This is a genomic window from Bradyrhizobium sp. Pha-3, assembly GCF_042258615.1.
Lineage (GTDB): Bacteria > Pseudomonadota > Alphaproteobacteria > Rhizobiales > Xanthobacteraceae > Bradyrhizobium.
Genome location: NZ_CP170152.1, coordinates 4,280,501 through 4,291,810, shown reverse-complemented (window position 1 = coordinate 4,291,810; position 11,310 = coordinate 4,280,501). Strand labels below are relative to the sequence as shown.

The window sequence follows — 11,310 nt, the reverse complement described above, 5'->3', positions numbered from 1 at the left end:
TCGAAAGTTTTATTCAACGCGCGCCCCACTCAACGTCCGAGCAGAGCGCGAAGGCCCGGCGCTTTCGCGCCGGGCGTAAATCTCAGCGTTACTCGGCCGCTTCCGACGTCGACGCCGGTCCCACCTTGGAATTGTGCAGGTCGACGTTGAGGCCGAGCGAGCGCATTTCCTTGACCAGCACGTTGAACGATTCCGGAATACCGGCCTCGAAGGTGTCGTCGCCGCGCACGATCGCCTCGTACACCTTGGTACGGCCGGCGACGTCGTCCGACTTCACGGTCAGCATTTCCTGCAGCGTGTAGGCGGCGCCGTAGGCTTCCAGCGCCCAGACCTCCATTTCGCCGAAGCGCTGGCCGCCGAACTGCGCCTTGCCGCCCAACGGCTGCTGGGTGACGAGCGAGTACGGACCGATCGAACGCGCGTGGATCTTGTCGTCCACGAGATGGTGCAGCTTGAGCATGTAGATGTAGCCCATCGTCACCTTGCGATCGAACTGGTCGCCGGTGCGGCCGTCATAGACGGTCGACTGGCCGGAGGCGTCGAAGCCCGCGAGCTTCAGCATCTCCTCGATGTCGGCTTCCTTGGCGCCGTCGAACACCGGCGTTGCGATCGGCACGCCGTGGCTCAGATTGCGGCCGAGTTCGACCAGCTCGTTGTCGTTCAGCGACTTGATGGTTTCATCCTCGCCATAGATCTTCTTCAGGGTCTCGCGCAGCGGCTTGAGATCCTGCTTCTGATAGTAGGCGTCGATGGTCTGGCCGATGCGCTTGCCGAGGCCGGCGCAGGCCCAACCGAGATGGGTCTCAAGGATCTGACCGACGTTCATGCGCGAAGGCACGCCGAGCGGATTGAGCACGATGTCGGCGTGGGTACCGTCCTCGAGGAACGGCATGTCCTCGATCGGCACGATCTTGGACACCACGCCCTTGTTGCCGTGACGGCCGGCCATCTTGTCGCCGGGCTGGATCTTGCGCTTCACCGCGACGAAGACCTTGACCATCTTCATCACGCCGGGCGGCAGTTCGTCGCCACGCTGCAGCTTCTCGACCTTGTCGAGGAAGCGCTGTTCGAGGCCCTTCTTCGACTCGTCGTACTGCTTCCGCATGGCCTCGATCTCGGCCATCAGCTTGTCGTTCGGCGAGGCGAACAGCCACCACTGCGACTTCGGATACTCGTCGAGCACCGCACGGGTGATCTTGGTATCCTTCTTGAAGCCCTTCGGACCGGCGATGCCCTGGCGGTTCTCCAGCAGCTCGGCGAGGCGGTTGTAGACGTTGCGGTCCAGAATCGCCTGCTCGTCGTCGCGGTCCTTGGCCAGACGCTCGATCTCTTCCCGCTCGATCGCCAGCGCACGCTCGTCCTTGTCGACGCCGTGGCGGTTGAACACGCGGACTTCCACGATGGTGCCCTGCACGCCCGGAGGCACGCGCAGCGAGGTATCGCGGACGTCGGAGGCCTTCTCGCCGAAGATGGCGCGGAGCAGCTTCTCTTCCGGCGTCATCGGGCTCTCGCCCTTCGGCGTGATCTTGCCGACCAGGATGTCGCCGGCGCGAACTTCCGCACCGATGTAGACGATACCGGCTTCGTCGAGGTTCTTCAGCGCTTCTTCCGAAACGTTCGGAATGTCGCGGGTGATTTCCTCAGGCCCGAGCTTGGTGTCGCGGGCCATCACTTCGAATTCTTCGATATGGATCGAAGTGAAGACGTCGTCCTTCACGATCCGCTCGGAGAGCAGGATCGAGTCTTCGAAGTTGTAGCCGTTCCACGGCATGAACGCGACCAGCACGTTGCGGCCGAGCGCGAGCTCGCCGAGATCGGTCGACGGACCGTCAGCGATGATGTCGCCCTTCTTGACGATGTCGCCGACCTTCACCAGCGGACGCTGGTTGATGCAGGTCGACTGGTTGGAGCGCTGGTACTTCATCAGCCGGTAGATATCGACGCCCGACTTGGTCGGATCGAGATCTTCGGTGGCGCGGATCACGACGCGGGTGGCGTCGATCTGGTCGATCACGCCCGAACGGCGCGCGGCAATCGCCGCGCCCGAGTCACGGGCGACCACGCCTTCCATGCCGGTGCCGACGAACGGCGCCTCGGCGCGAACCAGCGGCACCGCCTGGCGCTGCATGTTCGAGCCCATCAGCGCGCGGTTGGCGTCGTCGTTCTCGAGGAACGGGATCAGCGCCGCGGCCACCGAAACCAGCTGCTTCGGCGACACGTCCATGTAGTCGACCTTGTCCGGCGTCACCGGCAGCACTTCGCCGGCATGACGGCAGACCACCAGGTCGTCGGTGAAGCGGCCCTTGGCATCGAGCGGCACGTTGGCCTGCGCGACGCGGTAGCGACCCTCTTCCATCGCCGACAGATAGACCACCTCGTCGGTGACCCGGCCGTCCTTGATCTTGCGATAGGGCGTCTCGACGAAGCCGTACTTGTTGACGCGCGCGAACGTCGCCAGCGAGTTGATCAGACCGATGTTCGGACCTTCCGGCGTTTCGATCGGGCAGATACGGCCGTAATGCGTCGGATGCACGTCGCGGACTTCGAAGCCGGCACGCTCGCGGGTCAGACCGCCCGGGCCAAGCGCCGACAGGCGCCGCTTGTGGGTGATCTCCGACAGCGGGTTGGTCTGGTCCATGAACTGCGACAGCTGCGAGGAACCGAAGAACTCGCGCACCGCGGCGGCCGCGGGCTTGGCGTTGATCAGGTCCTGCGGCATCACGGTGTCGATATCGACGCTCGACATGCGCTCCTTGATGGCGCGCTCCATGCGGAGCAGGCCGATCCGGTACTGGTTCTCCATGAGCTCGCCGACCGAGCGCACCCGGCGATTGCCGAGGTGGTCGATGTCGTCGATCTCGCCCTTGCCGTCACGCAGGTCGACCAGCGTCTTGATGACCGCCAGGATGTCTTCCTTGCGCAGCGTGCGATGGGTGTCGGGCGCATCGAGCTCGAGGCGCATGTTCATCTTGACGCGGCCGACCGCGGAGAGGTCGTAGCGCTCGGCATCGAAGAACAGCGACTGGAACATCGCCTGCGCCGAATCCAGCGTCGGCGGCTCGCCCGGACGCATCACGCGGTAGATGTCGAACAGCGCGTCCTCACGCGTCATGTTCTTGTCGGCCGACAGCGTGTTGCGGATGTAGGCGCCGACATTGACGTGGTCGATGTCGAGCAGCGGCAGGTCCTTGTAGCCCTGCTCGTTCAGCACCTTGAGCGACTTCTCGGTGATCTCCTCGCCGGCTTCGGCGTAGATTTCACCGGTCTTCGGGTTGACGAGATCCTCGGCGAGATAGTTGCCGACGAGTTCCTCGTCCGACATCCGCAGCGCCTTGAGGCCCTTTTCCTGCATCTGGCGCGCGCTGCGCACGGTCAGCTTCTTGCCGGCCTCGAGCACCACCTTGCCGGTGTCGGCGTCGATCAGGTCGTTGATGGTGCTGTAGCCGCGGAAGCGGTTGGCATCGAACGGCACGCGCCATCCGTCCTTGGTCCGCTTGTAGGTGATCTTCTTGTAGAAGGTCGACAGGATCTGCTCGCCGTCGAGACCGAGCGCGTACATCAGCGAGGTCACGGGCAGCTTGCGGCGGCGGTCGATGCGCGCGAACACGATGTCCTTGGCGTCGAACTCGATGTCGAGCCAGGAACCGCGATACGGAATCACACGCGCGGCAAACAGCAGCTTGCCGGACGAATGGGTCTTGCCCTTGTCGTGGTCGAAGAACACGCCGGGCGAACGGTGCATCTGCGAGACGATGACGCGCTCGGTGCCGTTGACGACGAAGGTGCCGTTCATCGTCATGAGCGGGATGTCGCCCATGTAGACGTCCTGCTCCTTGATGTCCTTCACCGACTTGGCGCCGGTTTCCTCGTCGATATCGAACACGATGAGGCGCAGCGTCACCTTGAGCGGCGCAGCGAAGGTCATGCCGCGCTGGCGGCACTCGTCGACGTCATATTTCGGCTGTTCGAACTCGTAACGGACGAATTCGAGCATCGATGTGCCCGAGAAGTCCGAGATCGGGAATACCGAGCGGAACACCGCCTGCAGGCCCTCGTCGAGGCGACCGCCGGCCGGCTCGTCAACCATAAGGAACTGGTCATAGGACGCCTTCTGAACCTCGATGAGGTTCGGCATCTCGGCGACTTCCTTGATGTGACCGAAAAACTTGCGTACGCGTTTGCGACCGGTGAATGTCTGCTGCGCCATCGTGGCCTCTCATTTTCGTCGCCTTTGTGGGGCGAACCTTCCGGGAGCGACTGCCATCGACCCCGGGTTGAATTTCGAATCGTCCCGAAGGAACGAAGCGCGAAGTCAGGAATTAAATCCCCGGCCCAGGCCCCATCGCCTCCAAAACGCAAAACGACGCGCGAGGCACATCACTGCACCCGCTCGTCCAAACGCTCCGCTTTACGGACTGAAAAAGCCCGAAATCTGACTGTCTCCCAACGGCTTCCGCCGGGTGCCCTGCCGCCCCCGCCGCCTACCGTGTTTTTCTGCTGCCAACCCGATATGGGATGGCAATAAAGGAGATTCGAGGGTTAAGTCCACGGATCCCCACACTTTTTTGTGTCCGGCGCGCCACGCGACACCCTGCCGCACGCCGTTTGCAGGCCCGGGAGCGCCCTGCGGCGCTCCCGGATCGCGCATTACTTGAGCTCGACCTTGGCGCCAGCCTTCTCGAGCTGGGCCTTGATCTTCTCGGCTTCGTCCTTGTTGACGCCTTCCTTGACGGGCTTCGGAGCGCCTTCGACGAGGTCCTTGGCTTCCTTCAGGCCCAGGCCGGTGATGGCGCGGACTTCCTTGATGACTTCGATCTTCTTGTCGCCGGCGGCAGCCAGCACCACGGTGAAGTCGGTCTTCTCTTCAGCCGGAGCAGCGGCAGCGCCGCCACCAGCCGGGCCGGCAACCGCAACGGCGGCAGCGGCGGAGACGCCCCACTTTTCTTCCAGGAGCTTGGCCAGTTCAGCCGCTTCGAGCACGGTGAGGCTCGAGAGGTCGTCGACGATTTTCTGCAAGTCAGCCATTGATCTGTTTCCTTAAACGTTTGGTTCGAACCAGGTTTTGAGATTAGCGAAGGGTCAGGCCGCTTCGCTCTTTGAGGCATGAGCCTGAATGACGCGTGCGAGCTTGGCCGCAGGCGCGTTCGACAGCTGAGCGAGCTTGGTCGCCGGTGCCACGATGAGGCCCACGATCTTGCCGCGCAGTTCGTCGAGCGACGGCAGTGAGGCAAGCGCCTTCACGCTGTCGACATTCAGGACGGTTTTACCCATCGAGCCGCCAAGGATGACGAACTTTTCGTTCGCCTTGGCGAATTCGACGGCAACCTTTGGCGCCGCAACCGGATCGTTCGAAGTAGCGATCACAGTCGGCCCCTTCAGCAGGGAGCCGATGGCAGCGACGTCAGTGCCTTCAAGAGCAATTTTGGCGAGACGGTTCTTCGAGACCTTCACCGACGCACCCGCCTGCTTCATCTGCATGCGCAGCTTCTGCATCTGGGCCACGGTGAGGCCGGAATAGTGAGCGACGATCGCAACGCTCGTGGCCTTGAAGGCCTCGTTGAGCTGTCCGACCGCCTCTTTTTTTGCCGCTCGTTCCACAGCAAGCTCTTTCCGGTTGGCGGCCTTTCCGCGAAGGCAGGACCGCCGGGTTGCACCCATCGTCCCGCCCTAAACCTGATCCGCTGGGCGCAAAGACCCTTCGGACATGCCGGGCAAGACGACATCTAGAAGCCTGCCCTCCCAGAGCCTTGCGGCCATGGGCTGTCGAGGTTCGAACCAAACCAGCCTCCGAGCCGCGAACAAGCCGCGACATGGAGCACAAAATCCGGTCTTCACCCGTCTATGCAGGCCATGCGATTAAGCCGTTGAAAACACGAAGTTCTCGCGGGCGCCTGCAGTCTCGGACAGGATCGGGCTATCGGCCGAAGCCGAACGCCCTGCCCTCATTCCGTTGGAGGCGACGGGTTTCCTTCCTTTCGAGCATCCTTGCGGGCACGCGGAAAGGAATGATCTCCTATCGTCTCAGGTTTTCGGAATGCGAGCACGGACATGCCAGCAAGTGCCAGCACGCCCGGAAGCCGCTATGTAACCGGTCCCGCCCTGCTTGCCAAGAGCAAATTTCAGACCAGTTTCATATTGCGATCGGGGAACCGGTTCCGAGACAGGAACCGGCAGCCGCTCAGGCGCCCCTCACCTCATATGGCAGTGGCTTGCCGGCGAAGAATGCGTCGAGATTGGCGAGCACGCAGTCCTGCATGGCCACATGCGATTCCAGGGTGTGGCCGCCGATATGCGGCGACAGCACGACGTTCGGCAGCGCCGTCAGCTCGTCCGGCGCGTGCGGCTCCCTGGCGAACACGTCGAGGCCGGCGCCGGCGATTGCGCCATCGGTCAGTGCCGCAACCAGCGCCTTCTGGTCGAGGACGGAGCCGCGCGAGATATTCACGACGATGCCGTTGCTGCCGAGCCGGCGCAGGATATCGGCATTGACGGCGTGAACCGTGTCCGCACCGGCGCGCACCGCGATCATCAGCACGCTGCACCAGTCGGCGAGCGCCTCGAGGCTCGGAAAGTGCTGATACGGCACGTCCTGCCGTGACCGGCTGAAATAGCCGACCTCGGTTTCGAACGCGGCGACCCGCGCCGCGATCTTGCGGCCGATCTCGCCGAGACCGTACACGCCAACCCTGCGGCCGCGCATGCCAGCCTGCGGCCGCATCATCGGCGACGGCTTGGCGGCGATCCAGTCGCCGCTGCGGACGTAATTATCGGCGACCGGCAGGCGGCGGGTGGCCGCCAGCATCAGCGTCACCGCGATGTCGGCAACCGATGCGGCGTTGGCGCCGGGGCTGTGGCCGACCGCAATGCCGCGCTTCGCCGCGGCGGCAAGATCGATCCCCTCATAGCCGGTGCCGTAGCAGATGATCGCGCCAAGCTTCGGCAGCATGTCCATCGCCTCGCCGCCAAGTGTCGTCCCACCCGATGTGATCATCGCCCGGATCGCGCCGAGCTCCGCCGCCGGAAACAGCTCGGTCGGCGGCTTGCCCGCGGCATTCAGCAGCTCGTAGCGCTCGCCGAAGCGCACCAGCTCGTTTCTCGGAAAGCGCGAATAGACCAGCACCTTATCGGGCATTGTTGTTGTTTCCTGCGAGCGGCTTCGCCTGGAGCCTTTTCCATTCCGGTTGAACCGGAACGAGGCTTTGGATTCTTGTTTTCTTCATGCGAGCCGGCAGCCGCTTCGCGCGAAACGCTCCGGCAAAACAAAGGGCGGAACCGGTTGCCCGATCCCGCCCCTCTTTATCTCGTCACGACGAAAAACCTCAGCCGAGGATCGTGCCCGGCTCGACCTTCACGCCCGGGCCCATGGTGGAGGAAACCGCCACGCGCTGGATGTAGGTGCCCTTGGAACCCGCCGGCTTCGCCTTGGAGACCGCGTCGGCAAGCGCCTTGACGTTCTCGACCAGCTTGTCCTCGGAGAACGAGGCCTTGCCGATGCCGGCCTGCACGATGCCGGCCTTCTCGACGCGGAACTCGACCGAGCCGCCCTTGGCGCCCTTCACGGCGTTGGTGACGTCCATGGTCACGGTGCCGATCTTCGGGTTCGGCATCATGCCGCGCGGACCGAGCACCTTACCGAGGCGGCCGACCAGCGGCATCATGTCGGGCGTGGCGATACAACGATCGAAGTCGATCGCGCCGCCCTGCACCTTCTCGACCAGGTCTTCGGCACCGACGACGTCGGCACCGGCGGCCTTGGCTTCCTCAGCCTTGGCGCCGCGCGCGAACACGCCGACGCGCAGCGTACGGCCGGTACCGTTCGGCAGGTTGACGACGCCGCGGACCATCTGGTCGGCGTGGCGCGGGTCGACGCCGAGATTGATCGCGATCTCGATCGTCTCGTCGAACTTCGACTTGGCGCGCTCCTTGACCATCTTGATGGCGTCCGCGAGCGGGTAGAGCTTCTCGCGATCGACACCCTCGCGGGCCTTCTTCAAACGCTTTCCGATTGTCATGGCCCGTTACCCCGCAACTTCCAGACCCATCGAACGGGCAGAGCCCTCGACCATCTTCATGGCCGATTCGATGGTGTCGCAATTCAAGTCCTTCATCTTTTTCTCGGCGATCTCGCGCACCTGCGCCTTGGTCACCTTGCCGGCCTTGTCACGGCCCGGCGCCTTCGAGCCGGACTGGATCTTGGCAGCCTGCTTGAGGAAGAACGACATCGGGGGCGTCTTCATCTCGAAGGTGAACGAACGATCGGCGTAGATCGTGATCACCACCGGGATTGGGGTATTCTTCTCTTCCTTCTGGGTCTGCGCGTTGAACGCCTTGCAGAACTCCATGATGTTGAGACCGCGCTGACCAAGCGCGGGACCGATCGGGGGCGAAGGATTCGCCGCACCGGCCGGGACCTGAAGCTTCAGGTATCCGGTCACTTTCTTTGCCATTTATCACTCCTGTTGTGCCGGACGGTGCCGGCGGTTTCAGGTTCCGTGGTTCGGTTGAAGGGGCTGGCGACCGCCTCCTCCCTCCCACGGCCTCTCACTTGACGCGGGGCGCATATACCCCACGCCGTCCGGTCAGACCACCTTTTCGACCTGACCGAATTCCAGTTCCACGGGGGTCGCGCGGCCGAAGATCGACACCGCGACCTTCACGCGCGAGCGCGCCTCGTCGATTTCTTCCACCACGCCGGAGAACGAGGCGAACGGGCCGTCGGCCACGCGCACGTTCTCGCCGATTTCGAACGACACCGACGCCTTCGGACGCTCCACGCCCTCCTGCACCTGGTGCAGGATGCGCATCGCCTCGGCCTCGGAGATCGGCATCGGCTTGTTTTCCGCGCCGAGGAAGCCGGTCACCTTCGGGGTGTTCTTGATCAGATGGAACGCCTCGTCGGTCAGCTTCATCTTCACCAGCACATAGCCCGGGAAGAACTTGCGCTCGGCGTCGATCTTGCGGCCGCGGCGCACCTCGGTGACCTTCTCGGTCGGCACCAGGATCTGTTCGAACAGCTCTTCCAGCCCGCGCTGTTTGGCCTGCTCGCGGATCGATTCCTGAACCTTCTTCTCGAAGTTCGAATAGGCGTGAACGATGTACCAGCGCTTGTCCATCAATTGAGTTCCCATGCTCATCAGTGGATGCCCAGTATCAGGGTAATCAGATAGCGGATGATCTGATCTGCGGCGAAGAAGAAGATCGAGGCCAGCGCCACCATCACGAACACCATGATGGTGGTGATGGTCGTCTCGCGGCGCGTCGGCCAGGTGACCTTGGCGGTCTCCGAGCGCACTTCCTGCAGGAATTTGAACGGGCTGAAAGCCATCGTGAGATCCGCGTCCGTCTCCGGACGATTTGCAACGTTTCAAGGAATCCGAACAGCCGACCTTGCGGACCCAGCCCTCGTTTGGAAGGTTGAGCCGATAAACGAGCTCGAATGTTCGGGGAATTAGGCCGCGCCGGATATCCGCGATCAAAGCGGGCCGGCTGCGAGTGTCGGGTATCTACTGCGAGACCGGCCAAAGGTCAAGGTCGGCGGGGTCGCGCCCCGCCGCGCCCGGGGCCGCGGCAGGCCGGAACGGGGCCTCTCGAATCAAGCACTTAGGCTGATGATACGAGGTCCATAGCCCCGGGCGTCCACCGCGGAGGCCGGGTGGATCACCCGGCAAAGCTCTTCTGGACCGCCTGATCCAGCGTGGCGCCGCCGACATAGCGCTGTCGCAACTCGCGCTTCAGCAGCTTGCCGCTCGGGTTCTTCGGCAGGCTGTCGACGAAGATGACCTGCTTCGGCACCTTGAAATGGGCCATCGACGCCGCGCAGTGCTTGATGACGGCGTCGGCATCGAGGCTCTCACCGACCTTGACGACGACGATGGCCGTCACCGCCTCGATCCAGCGCGGATCGGGCAGCCCGACCACCGCAACCTCCGACACCGCAGGCAGCCGGTAGATCATCTCCTCGACCTCGCGGCTTGCGACATTCTCGCCGCCGCTCTTGATCATGTCCTTCACGCGATCGACGACGGTGATGTAGCCGTCGGCATCGACGGTCGCGAGATCGCCGGAATGAAACCAGCCGCCGGCGAACGCCGCCGCGGTCTTGACCGGATCGTTGTAATAACCGGACAGCAGGTGCGGCGAGCGATGCACGATCTCGCCGACCTCCCCGACCCCGACGTCAGTCATGTCCGGCTTGACCACCCGCGTCTCGACATTGATCGCGGGCTTGCCGGCCGACCCCGCCTTCGGCAGCTGGTCCGCCGGCGCCAGTACGGTCGCGAGCGGCGCGATCTCGGTCTGGCCGTAGAAATTCCAGAATTTTACGTCGGGCAGACGCCGCTGCAATTCGAGCAGCACTTCGACCGGCATGATCGAGGCGCCGTAATAGCCCTTGCGCAGGGTCGAGAGATCGGTGCGATCGAACGCGCCCGAGCGCAGCATCGCGATCCAGATCGTCGGCGGCGCGAAGAACGCGTTGATCTTGTGGGCCGCGATCAGCGCCAGGACATTGTCGGGCACCGGCTTGCCGGTAATCAGACTGGTCGCGCCGAGATAGATCGCGGGCCCCAGGAAGACGTCGAGCTGCGCGCAGTGATACAGCGGCAGCGCGTGCAGCACGGTGTCGTCGGTCGCCATGCCGCCGTCGATGATGCAGCTGACATACTGCCACATCACGGCTTCATGGGTGAGGATCGCGCCCTTCGGCAGCGACTCCGTACCGCTGGTGTAGATGATCTGGGCGGGATCGCGGCTGTCGACCGAGGCATCCGGCGCCGAGGCGTCGCTGTGCAGCAGGCTGTCGAACGTCGTGATGCCGTCAGGCGCGGCGGCCGGATCCTCGCCGGGCAGCCAGATCAGGGTTTCGACCGCCGAGCCCTTGGCGGCCGCGGCGTGCCCGGTCTCCACGAAATCGGGGCCGACCGCGAGCAGCTTCGCGCCGGAATTGGCGAGGATGAAATTGATCTCGTCCGGATTGAGCATGAAGTTGATCGGCACCAGGATCGCGCCGATCCGCGCCACTGCGAAGCGCAGCGCGGCAAAGCCATGCGAGTTGCGCGACAGCACCGCAACACGATCGCCCTTCGCAATGCCAAGCGCGAGCAAGCCGCGCCCGAGCCGATTGCAGATCGCGTCCATCTCCGCGAAGGTCCAGCTCACCTCGCCGCAGATCAGCGCAGTCTTGTTGGGGTAGCGCTTGGCGGACCGGCGCAACAGGTCGCCGATGCTGTGCTCGCGGGCGCGCTGGATGGTTGCTGCGATGTCTCCGTTCATTTGTCCCTCCCGAATGTGCTTTTTGTCGTTGTCTTGTCT

10 protein-coding genes are annotated in these 11,310 nt (G+C 63.7%); 1 reads left to right on the top strand and 9 read right to left on the bottom strand.

Annotated elements, in window-relative coordinates; translation table 11 throughout:
• Positions 1-88 precede the first annotated feature (88 nt).
• From rpoB to rplJ, 3 genes are all read right to left on the bottom strand, one after another.
• Complete coding sequence (rpoB, locus tag ACE10Z_RS20260) at positions 89-4,207, bottom strand: DNA-directed RNA polymerase subunit beta (protein ID WP_097675067.1); 4,119 nt, start codon at positions 4,205-4,207, stop codon at positions 89-91.
• 440 nt (positions 4,208-4,647) lie between these two features.
• Positions 4,648-5,025, bottom strand: a complete 378-nt coding sequence (gene rplL / locus ACE10Z_RS20255; RefSeq protein WP_092115002.1) for a 50S ribosomal protein L7/L12 — start codon at positions 5,023-5,025, stop codon at positions 4,648-4,650.
• A gap of 54 nt (positions 5,026-5,079) precedes the next feature.
• Positions 5,080-5,598 (bottom strand): 50S ribosomal protein L10, encoded by a 519-nt coding sequence (gene rplJ / locus ACE10Z_RS20250; protein ID WP_092115003.1) that lies wholly within the window; start codon positions 5,596-5,598, stop codon positions 5,080-5,082.
• On the opposite strand from rplJ, the gene ACE10Z_RS20245 reads away from it, so the two are divergent.
• On the top strand, positions 5,518-5,727 hold the full coding sequence (locus ACE10Z_RS20245) for a hypothetical protein (RefSeq protein ID WP_375790133.1): 210 nt from the start codon (positions 5,518-5,520) through the stop codon (positions 5,725-5,727). The two genes, rplJ and ACE10Z_RS20245, sit on opposite strands and share 81 nt — an antisense overlap.
• Before the next feature lie 451 nt (positions 5,728-6,178).
• Here the strand turns inward: ACE10Z_RS20245 and ACE10Z_RS20240 are convergent, their stop codons facing one another.
• The 6 genes from ACE10Z_RS20240 to ACE10Z_RS20215 all read right to left on the bottom strand — a co-directional run bounded on the left by ACE10Z_RS20240 (position 6,179) and on the right by ACE10Z_RS20215 (position 11,271).
• Positions 6,179-7,132, bottom strand: a complete 954-nt coding sequence (locus tag ACE10Z_RS20240) for a 2-hydroxyacid dehydrogenase (RefSeq protein ID WP_375789478.1) — start codon at positions 7,130-7,132, stop codon at positions 6,179-6,181.
• 187 nt (positions 7,133-7,319) lie between these two features.
• Positions 7,320-8,012 carry a 50S ribosomal protein L1 gene (gene rplA / locus ACE10Z_RS20235; RefSeq protein WP_021081669.1) on the bottom strand — a complete coding sequence of 231 codons (693 nt, stop codon included), beginning with the start codon at positions 8,010-8,012 and terminating at the stop codon, positions 7,320-7,322.
• A 6-nt stretch (positions 8,013-8,018) separates the two neighbouring features.
• Positions 8,019-8,447 carry a 50S ribosomal protein L11 gene (rplK, locus tag ACE10Z_RS20230; RefSeq protein WP_008136439.1) on the bottom strand — a complete coding sequence of 143 codons (429 nt, stop codon included), beginning with the start codon at positions 8,445-8,447 and terminating at the stop codon, positions 8,019-8,021.
• Between the two features lie 132 nt (positions 8,448-8,579).
• Positions 8,580-9,113, bottom strand: a complete 534-nt coding sequence (gene nusG, locus ACE10Z_RS20225; protein ID WP_021081670.1) for a transcription termination/antitermination protein NusG — start codon at positions 9,111-9,113, stop codon at positions 8,580-8,582.
• Between the two features lie 20 nt (positions 9,114-9,133).
• Entirely contained in the window at positions 9,134-9,325 is a 192-nt protein-coding gene (gene secE, locus ACE10Z_RS20220; protein WP_016840554.1) for a preprotein translocase subunit SecE, read from the bottom strand.
• A gap of 332 nt (positions 9,326-9,657) precedes the next feature.
• Positions 9,658-11,271: an acyl-CoA synthetase gene (locus ACE10Z_RS20215; RefSeq protein WP_375789477.1), complete on the bottom strand. Its 1,614-nt coding sequence runs from the start codon at positions 11,269-11,271 to the stop codon at positions 9,658-9,660.
• Positions 11,272-11,310 lie beyond the last annotated feature (39 nt).

Bases quoted from the DNA above. Each gene is read 5' to 3' on its own strand.
- nusG (WP_021081670.1), bottom strand. From the start codon at position 9,113: ATGGACAAGCGCTGGTACATCGTTCACGCCTATTCGAACTTCGAGAAG.
- secE (WP_016840554.1), bottom strand. From the start codon at position 9,325: ATGGCTTTCAGCCCGTTCAAATTCCTGCAGGAAGTGCGCTCGGAGACC.
- rplK (WP_008136439.1), bottom strand. From the start codon at position 8,447: ATGGCAAAGAAAGTGACCGGATACCTGAAGCTTCAGGTCCCGGCCGGT.
- rplA (WP_021081669.1), bottom strand. From the start codon at position 8,012: ATGACAATCGGAAAGCGTTTGAAGAAGGCCCGCGAGGGTGTCGATCGC.
- rpoB (WP_097675067.1), bottom strand. From the start codon at position 4,207: ATGGCGCAGCAGACATTCACCGGTCGCAAACGCGTACGCAAGTTTTTC.
- ACE10Z_RS20240 (WP_375789478.1), bottom strand. From the start codon at position 7,132: ATGCCCGATAAGGTGCTGGTCTATTCGCGCTTTCCGAGAAACGAGCTG.
- ACE10Z_RS20215 (WP_375789477.1), bottom strand. From the start codon at position 11,271: ATGAACGGAGACATCGCAGCAACCATCCAGCGCGCCCGCGAGCACAGC.
- rplL (WP_092115002.1), bottom strand. From the start codon at position 5,025: ATGGCTGACTTGCAGAAAATCGTCGACGACCTCTCGAGCCTCACCGTG.